This window comes from Ktedonobacter robiniae (assembly GCF_016587375.1).
In the GTDB taxonomy this organism is placed as follows: Bacteria; Chloroflexota; Ktedonobacteria; order Ktedonobacterales; family Ktedonobacteraceae; genus Ktedonobacter; species Ktedonobacter robiniae.
Map to the genome: position 1 here is coordinate 1,196,285 of NZ_BNJG01000002.1, position 24,074 is coordinate 1,220,358.

The 24,074-nt window shown below is 53.3% G+C and carries 21 protein-coding genes; 13 read left to right on the forward strand and 8 right to left on the reverse strand.

Annotation, left to right across the window (positions count from 1 at the left end; all coding sequences use genetic code 11):
- Window positions 1-138: 138 nt before the first annotated feature.
- Window positions 139-2,313 carry an ArnT family glycosyltransferase gene (locus JMJ04_RS25820; protein ID WP_201373295.1) on the forward strand — a complete coding sequence of 725 codons (2,175 nt, stop codon included), beginning with the start codon at window positions 139-141 and terminating at the stop codon, window positions 2,311-2,313.
- Window positions 2,314-2,643: 330 nt separating this feature from the next.
- Here the strand turns inward: JMJ04_RS25820 and JMJ04_RS25825 are convergent, their stop codons facing one another.
- From JMJ04_RS25825 to JMJ04_RS25840, 4 genes are all read right to left on the reverse strand, one after another.
- Window positions 2,644-3,849 (reverse strand): glycosyltransferase, encoded by a 1,206-nt coding sequence (locus JMJ04_RS25825; RefSeq protein ID WP_201373296.1) that lies wholly within the window; start codon window positions 3,847-3,849, stop codon window positions 2,644-2,646.
- 42 nt (window positions 3,850-3,891) lie between these two features.
- Complete coding sequence (locus JMJ04_RS25830) at window positions 3,892-4,713, reverse strand: class I SAM-dependent methyltransferase (RefSeq protein WP_201373297.1); 822 nt, start codon at window positions 4,711-4,713, stop codon at window positions 3,892-3,894.
- A gap of 258 nt (window positions 4,714-4,971) precedes the next feature.
- Entirely contained in the window at window positions 4,972-5,745 is a 774-nt protein-coding gene (locus JMJ04_RS25835; RefSeq protein ID WP_201373298.1) for a class I SAM-dependent methyltransferase, read from the reverse strand.
- Window positions 5,746-5,934: 189 nt separating this feature from the next.
- Window positions 5,935-6,528 carry a P-loop nucleotide/nucleoside kinase family protein gene (locus JMJ04_RS25840; protein WP_201373299.1) on the reverse strand — a complete coding sequence of 198 codons (594 nt, stop codon included), beginning with the start codon at window positions 6,526-6,528 and terminating at the stop codon, window positions 5,935-5,937.
- 277 nt (window positions 6,529-6,805) lie between these two features.
- On the opposite strand from JMJ04_RS25840, the gene JMJ04_RS25845 reads away from it, so the two are divergent.
- The 5 genes from JMJ04_RS25845 to JMJ04_RS25865 all read left to right on the forward strand — a co-directional run bounded on the left by JMJ04_RS25845 (window position 6,806) and on the right by JMJ04_RS25865 (window position 12,334).
- The gene (locus JMJ04_RS25845) at window positions 6,806-7,315 is read left to right on the forward strand and encodes a GNAT family N-acetyltransferase (protein WP_201373300.1); all 510 of its coding nucleotides are present in this window, start codon (window positions 6,806-6,808) and stop codon (window positions 7,313-7,315) included.
- A gap of 112 nt (window positions 7,316-7,427) precedes the next feature.
- A complete protein-coding gene (locus JMJ04_RS25850; RefSeq protein WP_201373301.1) occupies window positions 7,428-8,087 on the forward strand; it encodes a flavin reductase family protein in 660 nt (219 codons plus the stop codon).
- A gap of 233 nt (window positions 8,088-8,320) precedes the next feature.
- The gene (locus JMJ04_RS25855; RefSeq protein ID WP_201373302.1) at window positions 8,321-9,193 is read left to right on the forward strand and encodes an LLM class F420-dependent oxidoreductase; all 873 of its coding nucleotides are present in this window, start codon (window positions 8,321-8,323) and stop codon (window positions 9,191-9,193) included.
- Window positions 9,194-9,307: 114 nt separating this feature from the next.
- Complete coding sequence (locus JMJ04_RS25860; protein WP_201373303.1) at window positions 9,308-9,997, forward strand: class I SAM-dependent methyltransferase; 690 nt, start codon at window positions 9,308-9,310, stop codon at window positions 9,995-9,997.
- A gap of 339 nt (window positions 9,998-10,336) precedes the next feature.
- Window positions 10,337-12,334, forward strand: a complete 1,998-nt coding sequence (locus JMJ04_RS25865) for an elongation factor G (RefSeq protein WP_201373304.1) — start codon at window positions 10,337-10,339, stop codon at window positions 12,332-12,334.
- A 256-nt stretch (window positions 12,335-12,590) separates the two neighbouring features.
- On the opposite strand, the gene JMJ04_RS25870 is transcribed toward JMJ04_RS25865, so the two are convergent.
- Window positions 12,591-13,739, reverse strand: a complete 1,149-nt coding sequence (locus tag JMJ04_RS25870) for a zinc-ribbon domain-containing protein (RefSeq protein WP_201373305.1) — start codon at window positions 13,737-13,739, stop codon at window positions 12,591-12,593.
- A gap of 177 nt (window positions 13,740-13,916) precedes the next feature.
- Here JMJ04_RS25870 and JMJ04_RS25875 point away from each other — a divergent pair, with 177 nt between their 5' ends.
- A complete protein-coding gene (locus tag JMJ04_RS25875; protein ID WP_201373306.1) occupies window positions 13,917-14,327 on the forward strand; it encodes a hypothetical protein in 411 nt (136 codons plus the stop codon).
- Between the two features lie 129 nt (window positions 14,328-14,456).
- Window positions 14,457-16,844: a glycoside hydrolase family 65 protein gene (locus JMJ04_RS25880; protein ID WP_201373307.1), complete on the forward strand. Its 2,388-nt coding sequence runs from the start codon at window positions 14,457-14,459 to the stop codon at window positions 16,842-16,844.
- On the opposite strand, the gene JMJ04_RS25885 is transcribed toward JMJ04_RS25880, so the two are convergent.
- A complete protein-coding gene (locus tag JMJ04_RS25885) occupies window positions 16,805-17,416 on the reverse strand; it encodes a Uma2 family endonuclease (RefSeq protein ID WP_201373308.1) in 612 nt (203 codons plus the stop codon). The genes JMJ04_RS25880 and JMJ04_RS25885 overlap by 40 nt on opposite strands.
- 117 nt (window positions 17,417-17,533) lie before the next feature.
- Here JMJ04_RS25885 and JMJ04_RS25890 point away from each other — a divergent pair, with 117 nt between their 5' ends.
- Entirely contained in the window at window positions 17,534-18,439 is a 906-nt protein-coding gene (locus JMJ04_RS25890) for a GNAT family N-acetyltransferase (protein WP_236038400.1), read from the forward strand.
- Window positions 18,440-18,500: 61 nt separating this feature from the next.
- Window positions 18,501-18,878, forward strand: coding sequence for a DUF4180 domain-containing protein (locus tag JMJ04_RS25895; protein WP_201373309.1), 378 nt, complete (start codon window positions 18,501-18,503; stop codon window positions 18,876-18,878).
- Between the two features lie 63 nt (window positions 18,879-18,941).
- Here JMJ04_RS25895 and JMJ04_RS25900 read toward each other — a convergent pair whose 3' ends face one another.
- Window positions 18,942-20,006: a LacI family DNA-binding transcriptional regulator gene (locus JMJ04_RS25900; RefSeq protein ID WP_201373310.1), complete on the reverse strand. Its 1,065-nt coding sequence runs from the start codon at window positions 20,004-20,006 to the stop codon at window positions 18,942-18,944.
- A 275-nt stretch (window positions 20,007-20,281) separates the two neighbouring features.
- On the opposite strand from JMJ04_RS25900, the gene JMJ04_RS25905 reads away from it, so the two are divergent.
- Window positions 20,282-21,772 carry an MDR family MFS transporter gene (locus JMJ04_RS25905; RefSeq protein WP_201373311.1) on the forward strand — a complete coding sequence of 497 codons (1,491 nt, stop codon included), beginning with the start codon at window positions 20,282-20,284 and terminating at the stop codon, window positions 21,770-21,772.
- A 226-nt stretch (window positions 21,773-21,998) separates the two neighbouring features.
- On the opposite strand, the gene JMJ04_RS25910 is transcribed toward JMJ04_RS25905, so the two are convergent.
- Window positions 21,999-22,580, reverse strand: coding sequence for a TetR/AcrR family transcriptional regulator (locus tag JMJ04_RS25910; RefSeq protein WP_201373312.1), 582 nt, complete (start codon window positions 22,578-22,580; stop codon window positions 21,999-22,001).
- A 159-nt stretch (window positions 22,581-22,739) separates the two neighbouring features.
- Between JMJ04_RS25910 and JMJ04_RS25915 the strand changes: the two genes are divergently transcribed.
- Window positions 22,740-23,084 (forward strand): DoxX family protein, encoded by a 345-nt coding sequence (locus JMJ04_RS25915; protein ID WP_201373313.1) that lies wholly within the window; start codon window positions 22,740-22,742, stop codon window positions 23,082-23,084.
- Window positions 23,085-23,370: 286 nt separating this feature from the next.
- Window positions 23,371-23,970, forward strand: a complete 600-nt coding sequence (locus JMJ04_RS25920; protein WP_201373314.1) for a dihydrofolate reductase family protein — start codon at window positions 23,371-23,373, stop codon at window positions 23,968-23,970.
- Window positions 23,971-24,074: the final 104 nt, after the last annotated feature.

Below are 24,074 nucleotides of genomic sequence, written 5' to 3' on the forward strand. Positions count from 1 at the left end.
AAGGCTGGTTACTACAAAATATCCTCAACCGTTCTACGAACTGAATAGATAAATGCTACTATAAGGCTACAGAACGCCGCTTATTGCCGCAGAAACCAGGCCCTTCTCAATTTTTTCATAGTAGCCGGAGGTTATCTCATGTCCCTGACATCTCTAAAGCCCCAGGTGAGCGATGAACAAGCTCCCCCAGCCAAAGGGGCTCGTTCCCTATTAACCTGGCTGAAAAGCTGGGAGCTCTATGTCATTCTCCTATTAGCGATTCTCTTTCGCTTTTATTTGCTTAACACAACCTCATTTATGGATGACGAGGCGATTGTCTTTCGTATGGCCCATGACGCCTTTGCGCATGGGCTCTTCCCCGTTACTAGCAATAGGGCCTCGCTGGGAAATCTTAATTTTCCCCTCGTTGAGTATATCTTTATGCTACCCGCCGCCTTTAGCGCGGACCCGTTGGGAGGTGAGATTCTAGTCGCGCTCTTCAATGTCGTTGCAATCTTCCTTTCCTATTTCTTCACTCGGAAGTATTATGGACGGCTCGCCGCGATCCTGGTCGCGCTGCTCTATGTCACCTCCGTCATGGCCCGGGCATACAGTCAGAATATCTGGCAGCAAAACTTGATGCCGCCTCTGATCATGCTCTTCTTCTTCTGCCTGTTTCGTGGCGTCGTAACCAGGCGCGGCAACTGGCTCTTCCCAGCACTCGTCCTGCTGGGCCTGCTCTATCAGCTCCATGGCAGTTCGCTGCTGCTCGTCATTCCCTTGCTGGTAGCCTGCGTTCTGGCGTATAAGACCATTCGCTGGCACGAAATTGTGCTGGCTGCGCTGGTCATCTTGCTCATCATCACGCCCTTTATCTACTGGGAATTTCAGAACAATTTCCAGGACATTCAGATCCTGCTCAATGCATCCAAGAGAACAGTTCAATTCGATACACAAACCATCGATTATTATCAATACTTGTTCTCCGCCTACTTTATGAGTCCAGCACTGCGCGTGAATCATCTGCCAAACTATCCAACCTCGGTACTTGTCAGCACACCACTGCACTATTTGCAGCGCCCCCTCCGCTTTGAGAGCGAGAAGGTGATGCCACTACTCTTCTTGGTCAGCGCCGTAAGCGCGTTGATTTCCGTCATCTGGTCCCCCAGGAAAGAACAGGCGACACAGGCATCACAGGGCATCAAGGGGCAGGTTTGGAGCTGGCTGAAGAATTTCTGGGTATCGCCTGCTCGCCAAGGCCTCTTGCTCCTCCTCATCTGGCAGATCATTCTGCCCTTGACGCTCCTACGTCGCTCGATTCCTCTCTATCCACATTACTACATCATGTACCTGCCAGGTCAGTTTATTCTGATTGCTATCTTTGTGGTCAGAGTTGTGAAGTTCCTGCAACAATATCGCTCCTCATATACGACTATCGCACGCTTTAGCCTGCTAGGATTCGTTGTTCTCATCCTCTTCGCCCAAACCCTGGGTATATCCATAATGATGATTGATACAGCTCAGGGCCGCTTTGATGCGCATGCCGCCTACCCGGGCTATGAGAATCTCTCGTCTATGCAATCGGCCTTAAATGAAGCAGATCAGTTTGCCCGGGCTCACCACATTCAGCGCATCTATATCTCGACCACGTTCGCCGATGGACAATCGCTGCGCTACCTGGCGGAGCAACTACACACCCCGACCACACTCTATGGCTCGACCATGTGTACCGTCCTGCCCGGCTCACAGGCTGGCTCAGTCCTCTATATCGCTGACCCGAGGAATGCTATTCAGAACCAACTTATCCAGCAGTATACACACGCGACGCTTGTCGCCCGCCCACCCCGCCTGGGCGAGCAACCCTACAATATGTATCTGCTGACCGCCCAGGCCGAGCCTGCGCCCGTGGCAGGCACGTTCAGCAGCAATCTCAAGGCGTTAAGCTCCTCCGCACAGGTCCTGCACACACCTGATAACCAGCTCCAGTGGCTCTCAACCCGCTGGCAGGTTCAGCAGACCCAGCCAGCGGCGGCGCGCACCTTCTACAATACCCAGTTTCTCTTTAATCCCGCTGGCTTGGCCAAAGACAATCCCACCTGTCAGCTCACCGCTCTCAACCGGGGAGATCAGATCTTCACGCAGCAAGCCATTTCTACAACAGATCCTATACCAACCGCGCTGACCTTCCAGGTACAGACCAATACCAGCGTGCCTGTCACCAGGCCCCTGGGTCCCTTAACCCTTACCACCTATGACAACGTCCTACAGCAGGTACAAACCTTGCAGACCACAACAGGCCAGCAAAGCGTGACCATGCCTGTAGTAACGAGGTAAGGGATGCGCCACATTTATGATTCCGCTGGAAAATTTCGTCAAGTTGTCCGAACAGGCTTGTGAGAAACGCCCGAATTGTTGGTAGGGACCCGATTCATCGCGTCCAAACGCTATTTATGGCAGTTCGGCGCAGCCATGTTTTTGCGAGGTGGCAAGCGCATGGTGACGTGAAAGGTCTTTTCAGCGTCTTTCGGGCTACGCCCAAAGGCGATTAATCGCCTTTGGGCGCGGTAAACCGGGTCCCTACTAGCCTCTGGAGCTGTATGGCTACTTTTTTACTCTCTGCAACATGTCCTACAAAATTTTCCAGCGGAATCGTAAACGTGGCGCCTATGTGTTCGCAGTTACTCGCGCGAGGCGCTGGTAGAGGTCCTCCCATTGCTCCAGAACTTTTGTGCGATCATGGTCGGTGATGATTTCCAGGCTTTCCTGGCCCATGCGGGTACGCAGCTCTTCATCCTCCAGCAACTGGTCCAGGCGCGTGGCCAGTTCCTCACTGTCACCGGGGGTAAAGAGGAAACCGTTGCGCTCATGATGGACCTGCTCGGGCAAGGCATAGCTGTTGGCTGCGACTATAGGAAGTCCGCAGACCATGTCCTCCATCATGGCCATGCTCTGCAAGTCGGCCTCAGAGGGAATGGCAAAGAGGTGCGTAGAGCGGCGCAGGGGTACGAGATCGCTATCATGGATATAGCCCAGAAAGCTGATGTGCTCCTCTATGTCCAGCTTCTGGACCAGGGCGCGCAACTCGGCCTCGGCTGGTCCCGTGCTGACCAGGGCGACGTGCGCGGGCATACGCATGCGTGCGACGGCGTGCAGCAGAACGTCGATGCGCTTCTCCCGACTGAGGCGGTTCAGGTGCAGGATCAGCGGGCGGTCCTCAGGAAGCCCCAGGCGACGCAGCACCTCCGGTTGGCGCGGTCCCGGCACGTAACGGTTAAGGTCAATTCCATTGGAGATCACCTGCGAAGGTGAGCGCAGGCCACGCTCGATCAGCAGGTCCAGGGCGATCCGCGTGGGCGAGGTGACGAAGTCACAGCGATTGTAGAAGTGGACGAGATACGAATACGTAATGGTGGAGAAGGGCTTGCTAAAGACGGGGTGCTTCGTCAGCGAGCGGCTCATATTAATCGGCAGGTAGTGATTGGTGACGACGATTGGCTTGGCAAAATGCCCCGCCAGGATCAGCGCGATATTCCCCAGGACCACGGGCGATTGAATATGAATGACATCGGGATCGCACTCTTTGAGCAGGCTATATACCGGCGTGAAGGGGAGGAAGGGGATGCGTTGCTCCCTATAGGTTGGCCACTCGATGGAGGTGAAGCGTGAGACGTGTACCCCCTGCTCCACGCGCTGGCTATCGCGCACGCCATAGTTGGGAGCAATCACCCAGACCTGGTGTCCCCGCTTGACCAGGTCGCTCGCCAGGCCTCGCGTGAGCTGCGGCACTCCTCCAATCATGGGAGGATACTGGTCGCTTACAAACATAATACGAATAACTACGACCGCTCTCTCTACAAGAAGTACAGGCAATTCTGTCTGCTTCAAGTAGAGACGAGCGAACAGTGCTTTTTGCTACAATTTTTGGCAGGGATAGAAGGCCACGGGGGCGCGGCGCAAGACGTAAACCTTGCGCTGGCGCAGGAGGCGCACGCCCTTTGGTGTCGTGTTATAGCGCACATAGAGTTCGAGCGCCGCCCGGTCGCGAGCGGCCTCATATGGGCATGGCGGCAGGCGCCAGTTGCTGAGCATGGCCCACATCTGCTTCAGATAGGCCTCAAAGTGCTCTCCATCACGGAAGTACTCCTCGTAGAAGTACACCTTGGAGCTTACTGGGAAGAGTCCCAGACCCGCGTATGTGCTTATAATCAATTCGTGATCGGTGTAGTAGTAGGGCGTATAGTGCCTGCGGCCAAAGATCTCGCCCAGCGGATAGCCATCGAAGCCGCTGACAAACTCCTGCACCACCATGGCCTCCTGGCGCAACTTAGGCACAAGCTGCTCACTGAAATTCGGCCCCCGGCGGCTAAAGGCCAGCTCAAAGGTAGCGTCTGGCAGACTGGCAATGGCTTCAGCATCGTAACTACTGCCATACACAGTAGTTATGTTCTCCAGGCCCAGGCGCTCAGCGCGCAGACGTGTGGCCGCCAGCAGCTCTTGATTTTGGTCCAGGCCCCAGATATGCTTCACCTTTGGCGCCAGGCGGCAGAGGGTCTGGCCCGCGCCACACCCCAGATCCAGCACAGTACGCTCCGACGTGGCATACAGGTCCAGCAAGCGATCAACTTCAGCAGTGGGATTCTCGCCATAATACTCAACGAGAGCGGGGGAGACAGCAGACGTATAGCTAGTAAAGGCGCCATAGTGCTCAGCCAACTCGGCATCAAAATCAAACATGCATCAAACTCCAGTCATTGCTTAGCACAGAGAGGGCGTAACCAAGCAGCCCTCCGGCCAAAAGGAAAAGTAATAGCTCGCGGACACGCCTCATCTGTAGGGTCCATGCTTGCATGGACTCTTCTCCCAAACGATCCGCGAGTAATTATTCCGCTATAGCCTCTCAAGAGGCAGGCAATGACTAAAGCAGCACAATAAAGTTCCAGCCTTTCAATCTATATACTCAAGTATAACACGAAAAAAACACCAACCGACCAGTTATATATGCACAAGTGCTAGTTGTCGTATTCCCCATTCAATTTCGTCGTCTCTCTCAGAGACTTGTGTGAGGACCCGTAAATCCTCCTCTATGCTATTGATCAGGTCAGGGGAGTAGTGTTGTTGGATGAATGGCTGGTGTTTCCAGGATTGAATATTCATCCAAAACATCATCGCGGCTTGTGCCGTCGTCACTTTGACGGCCTGCACCCGATTTCTATGTATTTGAAGGGAATTGCTTTGTGTTAGCGCCTCTAAGGATGGTCCTATGTACAGATTATTTGCTTGATGAGCTAGCATGGCCGCAACGATCTCTAGATACTGGGCAAGCAATTTATGCTGTGTATGAATCCATTCCGTCTCTTCTATCAACAAGAAACCGCCTGGTTGCAATTGTGTAGCCCAACGCTCAATGATAGATTGGGGTTGTTGAAGGTGAGTCAGCAGGAAGCGACAGTAGATCAGGTCCGCCGGGCTGCAGGGAAAGGGTACAACAGTGATATCATGACAGGCAAACGAGATATGAGACGTTGCAGTCTTTTGTGCAGAGGCGATAAAGCTTGGAGAGAGATCCAGGCCAATCACTTGTTTTGCTTGAAGCGTGTCTGCAAGCAGGTGTGTTGTGTAGCCTGGTCCACATCCCAGATCTATCACAAGAGAGGGCGTCTCCTCAAGGCACTCGCGCAAAAAGAGGCTTGTTGACGCAGAATATACTTCCGCGAGCACTTCTAGTCGTTGTCTGGCACGATCTGTGTGCGTAAAAGCGTAGGTCATCTATCCTCCTTAGAAAGAAAAATCGCTTTATTTTCTGCAAAACTATCTTAACACATCTGAAATTTGTTGGACTAGATTATCCGTGAGATTGGGTGTGCGGCAACTTTTTGCAATGGGCACTCCACCCTCATAGACGCCCGATTTATCGGGCGTCTATGATTGTTTTCCTACGCCGTTTGCTCCATCTTATCATATGCTGCGGACTTGCTGTACGCGGTCGTTTGCGAGAGCCTGCCGAACTTGCTGGAGGAGCTCGGCATACTCAAAGCTGTCCGGTGTTGTGGTGTCAATTGCAATTACCTGGCTACCAAGCGCCATGGGCGTAAGCTCTCCCTGCAAGAGCCGCTCTTTGTTGTCTTCGAGCCATGCCAGGTCGCTGTGGCCTGCGTGGCGTTCTACGCTCTCCACACGGGCCAGGAAGCGCTCCAGCAGGACCTGGCCATCAGCCTTACAGAGAATTTGCAATGGCTCAAAGTCATAAGTGCTTTGCAGTTGCAGGAACTCGGCGCCCCTCAATTCTGGGCGCCCAAAGAAGCCTTCAATCAACAGGGATTGCCCTGCTGCTAACAAGCAACCGGCAATGTAATAGAGCAGGGCGAAAGAGGCGGAGCCAAGCTGTGAGGGTAGCTCATTGTTGGCGCCTCCAAGGCCATCATGAAGGGTTTCAAATATCCCATCTCTGGAGAAAACTGGAAGGTGCGTATCCGCTCCCAGGCGCCTGGCCAGGGTTGTCTTTCCAGCCCCAGGGAGACCATTTACAATTACCAGCAGTGGCTTGCCCATATAAATCCTCACCTTCCTCTTAAAGAAGTATCAACTTCAAGACCTGGATCAACCTCTTTTCAACCTTCCTCGATGCACCATATCATCGAGGGACATAGGTAGAGAAAGTATATGTCAAATGCCAGAGGAAAACACCGGCATTTCGCCCGATGCGCCCAGATTGACGCTTATGCTATGCTACAAGAATGAGCAAAGCCTCTCCTGTATGTGATAGAATGAAGCGAACATAGAAAAAATGTTCATCAGGATAGAATAGCAGCCAGGAAGGCAGGGACAAATGAGCCAACCCACACCAGATTCCACGACCAATCAGATTCTCCTGCGCGATGTGATCGCAAGTGACCTCCCCATTTTTTATGAGCAGCAGTTAGACCCCGAGGCCAATTATATGGCGGCCTTCACAGCCAAAGACCCAACTGACCGCGAAGCCTTTATGCACCATTGGCAGAAGATTCTCAATGATGAGAGCAACACGATTAAGACGATTATTTCTGGGGAACAGGTGGCAGGAAGCGTCTCGAGCTATCGAGATGAAGAGATGGAGGGGCCAGAGGTCACCTACTGGCTTGGCAAGTCCTACTGGGGCCAGGGCATCGCCACCCAGGCCCTGGCGGCCTTTCTGAAGATTATGCAAGTACGCCCCATCTTTGCCCGCGTGGCGAAGGATAACCTCGCCTCACGCCGCGTTTTGGAGAAGTGCGGCTACACCATCTGCGGCGAGGGCAAGGGCTATGCCAACGCCCGTGGCGCGGAGACCGAGGAGTTTATTCTGCGCCTGGAAGTTTGAAGCGCAAGAATCAGATAGTCTCCCATTCATTTCTGCCGTATGCTTGGCACATGTAGGGGCCATGCTGGCATGGCCTCTCCTCGCATACAGCACAAAGAATGGAGCTATCCTAATGCATAGAGTCATCGAGCCGAAAATTCTCTACTTTGGCACGCCCGTCGTCCTCATCAGCACACGCAATCCAGATGGATCGTTCAATCTCGCCCCCATGTCCTCAGCCTGGTGGCTGAACCAATCATGCATGTTGGGAATGAGTGGGAGATCAAAAACGGTGGAGAATCTGCTGCGTGAGGGTCAGGGCGTGCTCAATCTCCCCTCGACCGAGCTTGTCGGCGCGGTCGACCGGCTGGCCCTCACCACGGGACGCAATCCCGTCCCCGAATCCAAGGCAGAGATCGGTTATCGCTATGAGCCGGACAAGTTCGGCATCTCAGGCCTAACCCCCATCCCTGCGGACCTCGTCAACGCGCCACTCGTAGCCGAATGCCCGGTCCAACTGGAGGCGCAGGTCGAGCAGGTACACGCCTTCGACGAGCAGAATGGAAGCATCAAGGCTATCGAGATGCGCATTCTCCGCGTCCACATCGCGGAAGACCTCCTCGTCCCCGGCACGGATAACTACATCGATCCCGAGAAATGGAGCCCCCTCATCATGAACTTCTGCGAGTTCTTCGGTCTCAGCGGCAAAATCCATCCCTCTCGCCTGGAGCCCGCCTTCTACGGCCTCCCACGCAAAACAGAACCAGCCTTGCACAACTCCATGCAAGCATAGTCCTAAATTATGAAGCCCGAAATTTGACAAATAACATTTGCATTCTTTGCATCCTTATATTACCATACTGTTCCCCCTTGCACATCGTTCCTTTGGCCGATTTTTTCTGCTGCTTCTCGCCATATACTCTAGTTGAGGCTGAGGAAACGATGGGGACCCGTTGTCCTCTCCAGATTAAAACGCTTCGCGAGCAAATTATATACGTACGCTATTTATGAGCTAGAGGAGTCATAATGACGGCAGGTAAAAGGCTGAGCTTTGGCATCAAAACGGTACCACAGCATACAACATATGAGGATATGCTCCGCGTCTGGCAGGAGGCCGATAGTATCCCATCCATTGAACACGCCTGGCTTTTCGACCACTTTATGCCCCTGGGGAAGGATTTCACAGGTCCCTGCCTGGAGGGTTGGACGCTGCTGGCAGCCTACGCGGCTGTAACCAAACGCGTACGCCTGGGCCTTATGGTGACGGGTAATACATATCGGCATCCGGCAGTGTTGGCCAATATGGCAGCCACTGTAGATATTATTTCAGGGGGTCGTCTGGATTTCGGCATCGGCGCGGGCTGGAATGAGCGTGAGCACAGCTCCTATGGTATCCCCCTTTACTCTACTGGAGAACGTATACGGCGCCTTGGCGAGGCATGCGAGATCATTAAACGGATGTGGACCGAAACCACGCCAAGTTATGAAGGCAAATACCATCAAATTAAAGACGCTTACTGTGAACCCAAACCCATACAGAAGCCTCATCCACCCTTTGTTATTGGCGGAGCGGGCGAGAAACTGACGCTGCGCATCGTTGCTCAGTACGCCTCTATCTGGAACTTCGTGGGAGGGGACGCTGAGGTTTTTCAACAGAAGAGCGCCGTCCTTGATAACCATTGTGCCTCCATTGGACGAGATCCACAAACAATTCAGCGCTCAATCCAAGTACTGGTCTATCCCGAAGACCTGGAGGAAACTCGCAATCAGGTACGCAGCTATGCCCAGGCTGGCGCGACCCATCTCATTCTGAGTTTGCGCGCGCCCTATCCAGAAGGTATCGTTCACCGCCTCGATGAGGAGATAATTAAACCTTTGAGAGCAGAATTTGAGGCATAGGCTTCGATTCTTCGAGAGGGATTTTCTTGTAAAAGAGAGAAAAGGGCTTGTACAATAGAGCAGGCTGCTACAAGTTTTCTGAATTATTTGTCTATTTTGCATCAAAGAGGAAGTATGACCGAAACTCCCATCAAAGAAGTCAGTGTACAAGAGGGATATGCCCTCTGGTCTGCCTCGTATGACCAGGAAGAAAATGGCTTGATCTTTCTTGAAGAACGGCAGGTAGATCGGCTACTGGCTCCGCTCTCGTTCAACAAGGTGCTCGATGTGGGCACCGGGACTGGCAGGCATGCCTTAAAGCTCGCCCGGCGCGGAGCACATGTCACCGCGATTGATCAGTCCCCCGAGATGCTTGCCGTGGCGAGTCAATCGGCACAGCGCGAAGCCCTGTCGATTGATTTTCACCTCCTCTCGCTAGAGAGCGGTCTGCCTTTCGAGGCTGGCCAATTTGACCTACTGATCTGTGCTCTCACGTTGTGCCACGTTCCTGACCTGGCTCATACGCTTCGGGAGTTTGCGCGTGTATTGCAGGATGGTGGTTCCCTGCTCATTACCGATTTTCATCCGGACCATACGCTCTACGGTTGGAGGACGGCCTTCCGGAGCGAGGAAGTACTCTATCACCTTCCCACCGTAGAGCGTACCAAAGATGATTACCTGGAGGCAATCCAGGCTTGTGGCTTGACGATCCTCGATGTAGCCGAGAGCCTCGTCGGTGAAATGCCAGAGGGCTATATTCCGGAAGAGATGCGACGCACAGATGGTGATAAGCCGTTTTGCCTAAGCATTCTGGCACGCAAGTAGATCCATAAATTAACGCCTACGCCACCCCTTTACTTAAGGCAAGCTTGCTAGCCTCGGAGTAAGGGTGTGTGGGTGGACAACGGCTTTGCCGTTGTCCACCCACACACCCTTACTCTTGAGCGCCGCAGGCGCGAAAGCTTATGCAAAGCGATTAAAAAGCGATAAATTAACGCCCTAAACTATCTTGACAAAAGGGTCTCTCGTCGTATATGGTACAGCTATTAAATATCGCTACTATGTAGCATTACCACAAAAGAATGGAGAATTACATGCGCCAATTCAACAATACAAACGAGGAGATAAAAATGAGAAAAGAGCACATACAGAGGATTCTACTGAATGACAACAGTGAACATTGGGATCGTCGCACACGTAGACGCGGGAAAGACCAGCTTGACGGAGCGCATACTGTTTGAAACCCATGTTATCGACGCCATTGGTCGCGTTGACCAGGGCAATACCCAGACCGATTCGCTAGACCTGGAAAAGAGACGAGGCATCACGATTAAAGCCTCGGTCGTTTCCTTCTTTATACAAGATAAAACCCTAGATAAAAACCTTAAAATTAACCTGATTGATACCCCCGGGCACGCAGACTTTATCGCTGAGGTTGAGCGTTCCTTCAGCGTGCTAGACGCGGCGATTCTGGTGATATCCGCCGTGGAGGGGATTCAAGCGCAAACCAAGTTCCTCATGTCCCTCCTCACCAGGCTTGGTATTCCCACGATCATTTTTATCAACAAGATTGATCGAAACGGGGCGCAGTCCCACACCCTCGTCAAGCATATCAAGGAGAAGCTCGCGGAATCGGTGCTTCCCCTCTATATCCCCGAAAATCTCGGCACAAAACAGGCCTTTATTGTCGAAAATAGCTTTAGCCACGCCAAAAATCCAGCCTTCATGGAGGAGTGCATCGGGCTGCTCGCGCTCAACGACGATGCCTTCCTTGAAGCCTACGTCAACGAAGAGCAAGTGGCGGAAGAGCAGGTCAAAGAGGCACTGAAGCGCCAGGTTCGAGATGCCAGACTGTACCCCATCTTCTTTGGCTCAGCTATGACCGGGATCGGCGTCGCGGAACTGCTCGCGAGCGTCGCAACCTTCTTCTCAGAAAATCCCAGGTCAGAGGATGGCCCTTTATCCGGGGTCGTCTTCAAGATTGAGAAGGAGGCATCGGGCGAGAAGATCGCCTATGTGAGGGTATTCTCGGGCAGCTTGCATGTCAGAGAGTATGTGCCTGTGAGCCGAAAAATCAGCGAGAGTGTGGTTGAAACCCACACCGACAAGGTGAAAAAGCTGCATGTCTTCTGGGAAGGGAAAACGCTTCAGTCCTCCTGCATTGAGGCGGGCGAGTTCTGTAAGGTCTGGGGCCCGAAGGACATCAAAATTGGCGATGTCGTGGGGGAGTGGTCCGACAGCATCAAGGATCTGCATTTTGTGGCCCCGCAAATGGAGGCGCGTATCGAAGCCAGGCACCGGGAGCAGAGTCACCAGCTCTATCAAGCCCTGCTGGAGCTATCGGAAGAAGATCCGCTGGTCAAAGTGCTGCAAGATACCTTTCATCATGAGATCTACCTGCGACTCTTTGGCGAGGTACAGAAAGAGGTCGTCGAAACGATACTTCAGGAAAACTATGGCCTGGACATCCAATTCTCAGAGACAAGGGTCGTCTGCATCGAAAAGCCTGCCGGGATCGGGCAGGCCCTGGAGGAGATGAGAAAAGGAGGAAATCCCTTCTATGCAACCGTTGGCTTCAGAGTCGAACCAGCGCCCCCTGGCAGCGGCATCAGCTATAGGCTAGAGGTCAAGCTGGGTGCGCTCCCCCTCGCCTTTCACCGGGCGATTGAAGAGACAGTCTACGAGACCTTGCAGCAAGGACTCTACGGCTGGGAGGTCACCGACATTGTCGTAGTCGTGACACATACCGGCTACAGCAGCCCTGTTTCAACGGCGGCAGACTTCCGTAACCTGGTGCCACTTGTGGTGATGGAGGCACTCTCCCAGGCGGGTACCGGGGTCTATGAGCCCCTGAACCAGTTTGAGTTGAGCGCCCCCGCCCATGCTATCAGCCAGGCACTATTCAGGTTATCAGCGCTCAAGGCAAGCGTGGAGAGACCAATCCTGCGCGGCGACACCTTCCTCTTAACGGGTACGCTACCCATGGCAACGACGGAAGAGTTTAAAAGAAGCCTGCATTCGTTTACCGAGGGCGAAGGCATTTTCCTGACGAGGCCTTCCGGGTTTCGCAAAATAGAGGACGCCTTCCCCACCAGAAAGCGCGCCGACTTCAATCCCTTGAACCGCAAGGATTACATGCTGCACATCCTGCACACGTATTAAAGCGTAAGGCGGCACGCCGCCCATGCAAGAGGACTGAGAATGTGCTTCTAACCCCCATTAGGGAGCACAGGAGCACAACCTACCTCAGTCCTCCTGCTGGGCGGCTGCGCACGGTCGATACGCCCCACACCCGACAGGTGCGAAAGGTAGGTGCGCCGTTTACAAGCACTACCTTTCACACCTGCACAGGCGTGGGATGCTGGCTTCCCCTCCCACATGGATATCGCTTCGCTCGGAGTCCATGCTAGCATGGACCCTACAAACGCCAGATTTTGAGGTTGGAGAAGCTTACCTCGGTGGGGCTGCTTTTGGTAGAGGCAGTCAGGCCAAGCGTACCTTCAGCATAGGTGCTGTCATAAAGAGTATCCACAAATTTTCCATTAGCGTATATATCAATGGCTGATTTATGCGCAATGATCATGACTGTATTCGTTTGCTCTAGTCCTGGTTTAAGCTCTTGCGAGCGAAAGCCTGACGCCAGCGAACGCTTATATTCTCCCCCACTATAGATCTCAACGCTATAGATTCCTTGCGTATTGTAGAGAAAGGTATAGTAGTCGCCAGTGCCAGGGTGACGGAAGGAGAGACCCGCTCCTTCCCCCCGTAAGATCGAAACATCGGCTTGCATAGCGAAATCGCTATAACTTGTCTTCTCAAGACATGTGTACATGTATTTCAGTTTCGCTGTTGTTACATGATATGAGCCGTCCTTAAACTCACAGGCATAGGGATGACTATCAGAAAGGGGGGCGCTCTCCTTCCAGAGACTTCCACTTGCGCTATCAAGTGCCGAGGTCGTTGTTGGAGTTAAGGCTTGCACTCCAGAATAAAGAGAGTTGGGATCATCCCATTGCAGGGCTTGAACGGCTTGGCTCCTCTGGTTATTCTGGACGACAAAATAAGTTATGCCACCACCTAGAAGCACAACCAGCGCGATCACTGTCACCAGCGTGACGATGAGAGCAGTCTTCTTACGACGGCGAGGCTGATTTGGCGCCGCCCCGGCGAAATATGGAGTGTATGCGCTCTGTGTGGCATATGGATCATTGGCATTGGGCGGAAAGCCCGGCGCGGGATAGCCCGCATAGGGAGCGCCAGGGGCAGGCGTTCCCGGCTTGGGTGCGTAGGCCGTAGCAGTAAGCGGAGCCTGGGCATTCTGAGATGGGCCCGCATACTCCTGATACATAGCAGGTCCCACGTACTCCTGATAAGATAAAGGGACCTGGTAGACCTCGGTCGGCTCGGATGCCGCATGGGATGTTCCCTGCTCCTGGTCGAAAGGAGAACTTTGAAATATCTCAGATGGCGTAGGCACCGCCTGGGGAGCGGGTGCAATCGAGGTTCCACACTCCAAGCAAAACCTGGCTCCCTCAGGCAATTCACTATGGCAATTCTGGCATTGCATAGATGTTCTGTTCCTTCACAAATAAATACATACATAATGGAAACTCATCCACATGATTATGCCATATATCTGTTTGCTTGTATATAATGAAGAACATAGATTTTCTGCAACTCAGGCGGCTTGCTATCGTAAAGAAGTGAAAGATTAATAGATACCTATTGCATAAGGTAGAAATTGATGCAAACAAAAATGCGCCTACTCATTGGTAGCGCCATTGGAGCGGCAGCGGGCATTATTGTTGGTGGTCTGATCGCGCAATTTCAGGGAGCCTCAACGCCGCTGATAGGTATGGGAATTGGCTTGCTTTCAGGAATACCCCTGGGCGCGCTCCTGAGCCTTGTTCCCGCCGAGGTATGGATAGCATTCGGCGTTATCATGGAGTTACTCAATGCGGTCGTGGAAATTCTAGAATGCTGTAGTGTTTTTGCCGTCTTCTTCATAGGTATTACGACTGTCCTGGCCGCTCTCCTCTTTACGCATCGCTTACTGCTCTCCCTTGGTATTGGAGCGAGCTTGATTACGATTTTATTTCTAACTTTATTATTTGCCGTGCTCATGGAAAAGAGGCACCACGCACAACTAGCTTAGAGTGGCAATAGTAGCACATCTCCAGGCCTCATCGTTTTTCATTCCTCGTCCGTGATGTACTTGAGTGTTTGCACATAACATTGTTGAGTCCATGCAAGCATGGACTCTGGCGCAAGAGAGGAAGAGGAGATGATTCAGCATCCTGCCTTCAAAGTGGAGGAGTGGAGCGTACGCGAGACAAAGCTGCATTTGGATGTCCTGGCACAGACGGAGTCTATTTTCGCGCTCTCAAATGGACATATCGGGCTACGCGGCAACCTGGATGAGGGCGAGCCTCACGGGCTGCCCGGCAGCTATCTAAACTCTGTCTACGAACTGCATCCCCTCCCCTACGCGGAGAGCGCTTACGGCAACCCTGAGTCCGGGCAGACAATCATCAATGTCACCAATGGCAAACTGATCCGCCTGAATGTTGAGGATGAGCCATTTGACATCCGCTATGGTACCATTCATAGCCATGAGCGCGAACTAGACTTAAGAAATGGCGTCCTGCGCCGCAGCGTATGCTGGACCTCGCCAGCCGGGCAAACGGTAAAGGTGACCTCCACCCGGCTGGTCTCCTTTACCCAACGTGCCATAGCGGCGATCAACTACGAGGTCGAGCCAATAGATATACCCATGCGCCTCGTGCTCCAGTCCGAGCTGGTCGCCAACGAAGAAATATCCTCAAAACAGGACGATCCACGCGCGGCAAGCACGGTTACCAAGCAGCTGGCAAGCGAGGAGAACTATGCCAGAGGAATGCTTGGGCTGCTGGTACACCACACCCAGGATAGTGGCCTGCGCATAGGGGCGGCAATGGACCATGTGATCGAGGGGCCAGAGGAAATGGCCGTTGATGCCGAAAGCTCGCCTGACATTGCGCGTATAAGCGTCACAACCAAGGTGAAACCGGGCGAGAAGATCCGCCTCACCAAGTACATCGCCTACGGCTGGTCGAGCCTGCGCTCTCGGCCTGCCATCCACGACCAGGTCATTGCCGCGCTCTCGGCGGCGCGCATGACGGGCTGGGAGGGCCTGCTGGCGGAGCAACGCGCCTACCTGGATACCTTCTGGGGCCATGCCGATGTCGAGATCGAGGGCGATCCCCAGATTCAGCAGGCGGTACGCTTCGCGCTCTTCCACGTCCTGCAAGCCGCTGCCAGGGGCGAGCGCCGCCCCATTCCCGCCAAGGGCCTGACTGGTCCCGGCTACGACGGGCATACCTTCTGGGATACCGAGATCTTCGTCCTACCAGTCCTGACGCTCACTCAGCCCTCAGCGGTAGCTGATGCCCTCTACTGGCGCTACTCTATTCTGGATCAGGCCTGTGAGCGCGCAAGGCTTCTTGGTCTGAAGGGTGCGACCTTCCCCTGGCGCACCATCGCGGGCGAAGAGTGCTCTGGCTACTGGCCCGCGAGCGTCGCCGCCTTCCATATCAACGCCGATATCGCCTACGCGGTCGTGCACTATGTAGGGGCCACCAATGACCTCAAATTTGAGCAAGAGGTTGGCCTGCCCCTGCTCGTGGAGACTGCCCGGCTCTGGCGCTCGCTTGGCTGCGAAGATGCTGAAGGCAAGTTTCGCATAGATGGCGTGACCGGGCCAGACGAGTATAGCGCCCTGGCCGACAATAATGTCTATACGAATCTCATGGCACAGCTCAACTTGCGCGCCGCCGCCGAGGCGGTCGAACGCCACCCGAAGGCCGCGCATAAGCTCAACGTCAAGGATGAGGAGGTCAAGAGCTGGCTTAGTGCCGCTGAAAACATGCTTTTGCCATACGATAAGCGCCTCAAGGTGACGCCACAGGACGAGAACTTTACGGAACACGAGGTATGGGACTTCTCACAGACGAAAAAAGATGACTATCCTCTCTTTCTCCACTACCACTATGTCCATCTCTACCGTAAGCAGGTCGTGAAGCAGGCCGATCTCGTGCTCGCCATGCAGCTCTTCAGCAGTGCCTTTTCTGCCGAACTCAAGGCACGAAACTTCGCATATTACGAGCCGCTCACCGTGCGCGATTCCTCGCTCTCAGCAAGCACCCAGGCCGTGCTCGCCGCCGAGGTTGGTCATCTCCAGCTCGCCTATGACTACCTGGGCGAGGCCGCGCTTATGGACCTGTATAACCTGGAGCATAACACCCAGGACGGGCTGCACATGGCTTCACTGGCTGGAAGCTGGACCGCCCTCGTCGCGGGCCTGGGCGGCCTGCGCTGTCAGGATGGCTCGCTCACCTTCGCGCCCCGCCTGTCTAAGGGGATTACACGCCTGGTCTTCCGCATCTGCTTCAAGGGTCGCTGCCTGCTCATCGAAATCAAGCCGGACGAGGCCAGTTACCGCCTGCTGGACGGAGACCCCCTGCAAACCTGGCATCACGGCCAGAAGATAACACTCTCTACCAAAGAAACCACAACCCGGCCCATCCTACCCATCAAGGCTGGGGCACCACCCAGGCAGCCGGCGGGACGCGCGCCAGCCCACCGCGAGTCAGTTTACGATTCTTCTAGCGGCTCTTCAAATTCAATGTCGTAGTAAATCTCATCCATGCTTAGCTGCAGGTCCAGGCTCGCCAAATGCAGAAGCTGCCCGCGTTGGTAGTCCTGGGAGCGCCATTCGCCTCCTGATCTAGAGCAGACCCGGACTTCGGGAGCGAATTGGTTCACAAACATGATCTCTTCGATAGTGCTACATGCCATATAGGCCTGGAGCTTATGGTTCTTATCCTTGTACTCAGTTGATGGGGAATGGACTTCTACCACTATATGCGGCGATTGTATGATCTTAATGTCTTGTTTGTGGTCTGACACATCACATGAGATAGTAACATCTGGATAGACTTTTTCACCATTAGCAAGCACCTGCATATCTGAGCCAACGACAAAGCAAGGGCCTGAGCCTCTTTTGAGCTGGCTTCGTAACTCTGCCGATATATTCAAGCAGATCGTTGCATGTGCGCGTGAGCCACCAGCCAGATTATAATACAACCTGCCGCCGATGAGCTCCAGGCGAAGCTCAGGGTAAGCGCGCTCCAGCGCTTCATACTCTTGCTCGCTGATAGGCGAGCCATATCGGGGCAACGCTTGCCTCTCGGGGTTTATCGCCATACGATCCTCCTCCTCATACACAATACTGCATCAAGTATAACATATGGTATGATAATATGATGGCTACCGCGTGCTTTAGCAGCGCGAGCCTACGGAGTATTAAAAAGGAGTAATTTCGTGTCTATTACACGCTCTCCCTTTCGCGGCATGGTTGATGTGCCGCGCATCCTGCCCCTGGTCGCCGCGATGCCACTCTCCTCTCGCCACGTGGTTGACCTGCCCTGGCGCTTGAGTACTCCGCGTATGCAAGAGGAGCACGACGCCGTTCTGTGGGAGGACACGCAGGGACAGGTTGTAGGCTTCGCGGCCTGGCAGTATTACTGGGCCGCGCTCGACTTCTTTATCTTGCCGGGACCCACGGCACAGCAGGTTGAGCAAGATATTTTTGCCTGGGCTGAGGAGCGCTTTCGCGAGCTGGACGCGGAGCGCGGACGACCTCTCCCCTACTGGGTCGAGTTTCGCGATGACGACCTGGCACGGCGCGAGCTAGTCGAGGCACGTGGCTATCTGCTGGACGAAGGGGATCACTATGTGGCGCTTGAGCATCCGCTGACAGATCTCCCACCGATCCCGGCCCTACCCGAGGGCTTTACCCTGCGACCACTCGCGGGCGAGCAGGAGGTCGCGGCCTATGCTGAGCTTCACCGGGCGGCCTTCGAGAGCACCTCCATGACGCCAGAATGGCGCGCGCGCACGCTCCAGATGTCCCAGTACCGGCCCGAACTCGACATAGTAGTCAGTGCGCCCGGTGGCGAGCTGGTGGGCTTCTGCGTTGGCTGGCTGGCGCCTGAGCGCGGCATTGCCCAGATCGAGCCACTGGGCGTCCATCCACGCTATCAGCACCTGGGCCTCGGGCGCGTCCTCCTGCTGGAGATGCTGCACCGTTTCCAGGCACATGGAGCAGAAAAGGGCCTCGTTGAGACCAACCTTGAGCGCACCGCCGCCCGCAAGGCCTACGAGTCGGTTGGCTTCTCCCAGGGCCACATTGTCTACCGTCAGGGCAAATGGATGACAAATGTGTAGGGTTCGTGCTAGCATAAACCCTACAACTTAACGGCTGCTACAAACAGGCATTGGAGGTACGATGTCCGATACACTTAAGACAATTCACGGCGTTCAGGTTCTCATCTGCGCGCCAGAGGGAGAGAAACTACGAAGCGAACAGAATGCTGTGGAACTGATTGGTGAGACCTTTCAGCAAGGGGTAGAGTGGATCATTGTACCAGTAGAGCGCCTTGAAGATGATTTCTTCCAGCTCAAGACCCGACTTGCAGGTCACTTCATTCAGAAATTCGTCACATACAGGCGCCACCTCGTGATCCTGGGTGATATCTCTGGATACATAGCTCAGAGCCGCGCATTCAACGATTATGTCTACGAAACGAATCGTGGCAACGACGTATGGTTTCTGCCCAATATGCAAGCACTCGAAGACCGGCTAAAGCGCATACAGCAAGGTTGATACGTGAACAAAGCCGAGGTAAACAAAGATTATTAAGAAGGGGACAGATCTACTCACCTCCAATCAAGGAAGGCTTGCTGGATTGGAGATGAGGTTTCCCTGCGGTGGCGCACAGGACGCGCGTTTGATGAGGGGGGTGGCAAGTTCAATACGAACGCTCTCGACCGGCTCACCAGCTATCAAGCGCAACAACAACTTGGTCGCGACACGCCCCATTTCTAAGAGGGGCTGGTGGATAGTCGTCAAAGCAGGCGTCACCCATTCCGCGTAAGGCATATTGTCAAATCCAATCACACTCATTGCTCCTGGGACCGCTATGCCACGCTCAAATAATGCTCTATACACACCGAGACACTGTTCATCACTCCCTACAAAGATGGCTGTAGGCATTTCTGGCAACGCAAGGATCTGCATCATCTCTTGATATGCCTGCTCGGCATGAAAATTAGCAAAATGGATCAGGGCTGGATCAACAGGGACACCTGCCTCTTGTAGGGCGTGACGATATCCAGCAATCCGATCTTGTGTGCAAGGATGGTCAGGCAGACCCATCAGAGCCGCGATACGACGATGGCCCAGAGATAACAAATACGCGGTCGCTAGTTTTCCGCCAGACCAGTTCGTCGCGCTCACCGAAAGATCTTCTGGTCCCAATTCTCCAAAGGGATCCACAACAACGAAGGGAATACCACGACGGGTTAGTTCTTGTAGATAGAGAGACCGCTTGTCAGCGAGAACCAGGACTGCTCCATCGATCGCTCCTTCGGATAGTCTCTGCCGCCACTGCTGCTCACGTTCTCTAAGGGCATGGGTTGAGGCAAGCACCATGCGTACCTCTGTAGGCAAGAGGGCCTCTTCGACGCCGCGCAAGATCTCGAACGCATAGTAACTGTTCAGTTCTTGCCCAACGAGAAAATCGATCTGCCCGCTGTTTCCTTTTCTTAGCGAGCGGGCTGCTTTATTAAGCATGTAGCCTCGTTCCGCCATCACCCGCTCCACACGTTCACGAGTAGTTGGGGCCACATCCGTGCGCTGATTAATCACTTTCGAGACCGTCGCAACCGAAACGCCAGCCACAGCAGCAATCTGTGCCATTGTCAGCGGCGGCTCTTCTGGAGATTTCGCCATCTCACACCTTTTCGATAACCATTTCGACAGTATATTCGACAGTGTAGCGCACTACCTCCAGGACTGTCAAACGAGTTCCACCTGACGGATATGCAGCAAATTTTTGCAATGCCCTGCCCCTCTTCACCATAGGCGCGCGATTTATCGCGCGCCTATGGTGAAGAGGGGCAGGGCATTCTCCTTGACAGCCAATTTTCTCCATGCTATGCTCTAAAAAACCTTAAAATTATCGCAATGGATTTCGGTACACATTTAAGCAAGAGGAAGCATCTTTCATGGATAGCACGCCATCTACACTACCTAAGCGTCGCTTGCAGGGCTTGATGCTATTTAGCATACTCGCAGCTCTACTCTCAACTCTCTTTCTTGAAGCACTCGATAATACAATGGTTGGCCCGGCGCTGCCACAGATCATTCATCAGTTTCAAGGTGCTGATCGATATAGCTGGGTTGCAACAGCCTATCTCCTCTCCTCTACTATCGTAATTCCTGTTGTTGGGAAATTCTCAGATCAGTTTGGGCGCAAGTGGCTTTTGCTTGGTGGAGCCTGTCTCTTCCTCCTGGGGTCGCTCCTCTGCGGAATTTCGCAAACGATGGATCAACTCATTGCTTTTCGCGCCTTGCAGGGCCTGGGAGCTGGTATGGGAATTACCCTGGTGGCGACACTCATCGGCGACATCTTTCCGCCCGAAGAACGGGCCAAGTGGCAGATGAGCGTCAACATCGTCTATGCGCTTGCCAACCTGCTCGGACCAGGACTGGGCGGCTGGTTTACCGATCACGGCCCCTTGCTTACTCCGTTCGTCACAAATATGACACGGTGGCGTTGGATCTTCTACTTAAATCTCCCACTCGGCATTATTGCCCTGACTACATTGCTCCTGTTATTGCCCTCAGACATCTCGGAACGCAGTCCCAATCCCGATGGGCGCTCAATATTCAAGCGCATCGATATTACTGGCTCACTCCTATGTATGAGCGCCACCACATGCCTGCTGCTGGGACTTACCTGGGGGAGCAGCCAGCCCTCGGCCTGGACTTCGCCGCAAGTGGATGGCATGCTAGTTGCCGCTGCCATGCTTTTATTGTTCTTCTTGTACGCTGAACATCGCGCGTCAGAACCAATTCTGCCCCTACATCTTTTCCGCAACCAGGTCTTTGCAGCAGACGCCACCCTGGCGCTGCTGGTATATATGATCCTGCTTGGCCTGGCGATCTATCTACCACTCTCCCTGCAAGTAATATGGGGTCTATCAGCCACTAGCGCGGGAATAAGCATCACGCCCTTTCTCCTCTCCATCACTGGGGGAGCCACCCTCGCTGGCTGGCTGATTGCTATACGCAAACGTTACCAGGCCATACTTATTGTGGGCATAAGCATTATGGCCTGTGGGGTCTTTTTCCTGACACGCATAGCGCCTCCAACTAATCTCCTGGCGCTGATCATCTGTATGGTTTTGGCTGGACTTGGCATTGGCTCGATTTTCTCCGTACTCTATCTCGCGGCCCAGAACGTGTTGCCATTGACACAACTAGGCGTGGGCAGCGCGGTCATACGCTATCTCGGTCAAGTTGGTTCAACGCTAGGAGTAGCTCTAATAGGCGCTGTAGTCAACCAGTCTCTCATCAGTTCTGGCAAACAAACAACTGCGACATTCGTGATTGCTCTCCAGCATGGCTTCCTAGCTGTACTGGTCTTCTGCGCTATCGCTCTGCTGGCGGCCTGCTTCCTGAAAGATCCTCCAGTCATACAATCGCCAGGATAAGAAGCAGCGAGGATTGCGCTTCAGTGTAGATGAATTCATGCTAGACCATGAAAAAGAAGAGATAAGTAAACAGCGGAAGGCCCTGGCATCATGCCAGTGCCTTCCGCTGTTTGTCACCTTATGAGATGTAACCCTTTATAGAAGAGGAACCTTTGAAGTGTGTCCTCCCAATGCCCACGGGATGCGCAACGAGAGTCCAGCGTCCCGCTTCATCAGTTTAGAATGCCTATAGCTTGAAAAAGCCCAGAGGAAACAAAGGTGGTGCACCAAAGCGCCATTTGCTGGGGGGATAGGGCATTCCATTTTCGAGCCACCAACGGATCATACTGATTAACCAGTTCGTCAGAGAAGCAACGGCTAGCTCTTCTGGCATTCGTTCGAGAGCGTTCTGCGAACTTCTAGGGGGCAGATGGAGACGCTTGCCCAGCAGTTCCGCCAGGGTGTCATACATCTTTGCGGTGAACCATACATTCCTCACCATCACCCGATACAATCTCGAATACTCAGCAATGTGTGTGAAAGAGGCAGCCAGGAGGAGGGTCGCCCCCTCGACTTCGGAGGCGGAGGGGGACTTAAGTGGAGAGCGCAGATCGCAGGTAAGTTGATCAATCGCTTCTTGAAACAGGCTGTTGCCTAACGCATATTTATCCTGATAATGGCGATAGAAGGTGGCCCGATTCACCATCGCCCGCTCGGCAATTTCCCCCACGGTAATCATCTCAAAACGTTTTTCGGCCAGTAAAGCAATCAACGTCTCCTGAAGGAGTTTGCGTGTAAACCTGGCTCGGATATCCTGGTGTTTGCGCATCAATTTTCCCTTTGTGTCGTCAAATGCGACAGCGTTCCATCTTTGATGCTTGCTTGTGCTCGGCTGTCGCCCTATACTCCATTCAGCGACAGTATATCGTATTTTGCGACAACATGTTGCCTCTACTGCTTACCCTCCATCTGGTTTTGAGGAGAAAATATGTCTTTTGAAACAACATCGCTCGTGGTCAACCTGCTCGGCATTGTCCTTGGCATCTTCTTCCTGTTTGCTGGGGCAAGGAAACTGTATGGATGGGAATGGGCAAAAAAGAGCTATCTCGAACACTTTCCCCTTTGGGTCTACTACGTTTCTGCCGTCGTAGAAGTCATTTCCGGCATCGGGCTCATCTTGCCCCCACTGCGATTCGCGGCGGCTCTGTTACAGATAGTGCTGATTCTCTGCGTTTCTCTTCATCCCTGGCATCATGTCAAGGCCAAAACGATCATTCTGCCAGTGACCACGACGGCTTTGCTTCTCTTGTTGATGTGGCTCGCCCGTCCTTGACGGAAATCAAGCATGGTTCTGATCCTGCGGGCAAGGAGCATATCTCACCCGTATGACGCAATCAGAAGTCATCATCCAGATTACGTCAGAATCCAGGCCCTGCCGCCCTGGCCATGCTCACCAACAAAGATCTGACGCAACCGTCACCAGCTTCATCCGTAAGAGATTGAGGGAAGATGATTCTAAAAAGAGGGAGCAAAAATATGCAGGGGACTGATAGATATGCAAATGTTCTTGCTCCACTGGGATTTGAGGGCTGTAACTGTCACCGATAGGAGAAAATCGCATGAATAAAGTTACCTGCTCAATTGCAATGTCATTAGATGCTTTCGTTGCAGGACCCAATCAGAGTTTTGAAAAACCTTTTGGGGACATCCCTGAAAATTTACTTCACCACTGGATGTTCGATGAGCCAGAAAAACACCAGGCTGAATTGGATGCATCACAAGATGCGGGTGCGTTCATTATGGGGAGCAACATGTTTGGCCCAAAAGAAAAGCGAGGGAGCACCGGCTGGAAGGGCTGGTGGGGAGAGAATCCACCCTACCATGCTCCTGTCTTTGTATTGTCTGAAAATCGGAGAGACCCTATTGCTATGGATGGTGGCACAACATTCATCTTCATTCCAGACGGTGTTGAAGCAGCACTGTCTCGAGCAAAAGAAGTGGCCGGGGAGAGAACTATTGCGATAGCGGGTGGAGCAAATACCATCAATCAATATTTATCAGCAGGGCTTATTGATGATTTGTGGCTACACATAGTACCCGTAACCATAGGTTCTGGAGCGCGTCTCTTTGAGGGCGTTCCCGATATCGAACTTGAACCTTTTGAAATAAGTGGCACAAAATTGGTAACGCATATCAGGTACCGTGTCGTTAAGAAATAATCAACTTCTCAGTGTATTTTTGTAGAATACAACGTGTGATATAACGTTACTTATATCGCACATTGTATTCAGTGATCGAAAAAATACTTATGGGTCTACTGAAC

Coding starts and splice junctions, on each gene's coding strand:
- JMJ04_RS25875 (WP_201373306.1), top strand. CDS start 13,917: ATGCAAACAAAAATGCGCCTACTCATTGGTAGCGCCATTGGAGCGGCA.
- JMJ04_RS25850 (WP_201373301.1), top strand. CDS start 7,428: ATGCATAGAGTCATCGAGCCGAAAATTCTCTACTTTGGCACGCCCGTC.
- JMJ04_RS25885 (WP_201373308.1), bottom strand. CDS start 17,416: ATGGCGATAAACCCCGAGAGGCAAGCGTTGCCCCGATATGGCTCGCCT.
- JMJ04_RS25845 (WP_201373300.1), top strand. CDS start 6,806: ATGAGCCAACCCACACCAGATTCCACGACCAATCAGATTCTCCTGCGC.
- JMJ04_RS25820 (WP_201373295.1), top strand. CDS start 139: ATGTCCCTGACATCTCTAAAGCCCCAGGTGAGCGATGAACAAGCTCCC.
- JMJ04_RS25855 (WP_201373302.1), top strand. CDS start 8,321: ATGACGGCAGGTAAAAGGCTGAGCTTTGGCATCAAAACGGTACCACAG.
- JMJ04_RS25865 (WP_201373304.1), top strand. CDS start 10,337: ATGACAACAGTGAACATTGGGATCGTCGCACACGTAGACGCGGGAAAG.
- JMJ04_RS25835 (WP_201373298.1), bottom strand. CDS start 5,745: ATGACCTACGCTTTTACGCACACAGATCGTGCCAGACAACGACTAGAA.
- JMJ04_RS25910 (WP_201373312.1), bottom strand. CDS start 22,580: ATGCGCAAACACCAGGATATCCGAGCCAGGTTTACACGCAAACTCCTT.
- JMJ04_RS25860 (WP_201373303.1), top strand. CDS start 9,308: ATGACCGAAACTCCCATCAAAGAAGTCAGTGTACAAGAGGGATATGCC.
- JMJ04_RS25830 (WP_201373297.1), bottom strand. CDS start 4,713: ATGTTTGATTTTGATGCCGAGTTGGCTGAGCACTATGGCGCCTTTACT.
- JMJ04_RS25880 (WP_201373307.1), top strand. CDS start 14,457: ATGATTCAGCATCCTGCCTTCAAAGTGGAGGAGTGGAGCGTACGCGAG.
- JMJ04_RS25900 (WP_201373310.1), bottom strand. CDS start 20,006: ATGGCGAAATCTCCAGAAGAGCCGCCGCTGACAATGGCACAGATTGCT.
- JMJ04_RS25905 (WP_201373311.1), top strand. CDS start 20,282: ATGGATAGCACGCCATCTACACTACCTAAGCGTCGCTTGCAGGGCTTG.
- JMJ04_RS25915 (WP_201373313.1), top strand. CDS start 22,740: ATGTCTTTTGAAACAACATCGCTCGTGGTCAACCTGCTCGGCATTGTC.
- JMJ04_RS25895 (WP_201373309.1), top strand. CDS start 18,501: ATGTCCGATACACTTAAGACAATTCACGGCGTTCAGGTTCTCATCTGC.
- JMJ04_RS25840 (WP_201373299.1), bottom strand. CDS start 6,528: ATGGGCAAGCCACTGCTGGTAATTGTAAATGGTCTCCCTGGGGCTGGA.
- JMJ04_RS25870 (WP_201373305.1), bottom strand. CDS start 13,739: ATGCAATGCCAGAATTGCCATAGTGAATTGCCTGAGGGAGCCAGGTTT.
- JMJ04_RS25920 (WP_201373314.1), top strand. CDS start 23,371: ATGAATAAAGTTACCTGCTCAATTGCAATGTCATTAGATGCTTTCGTT.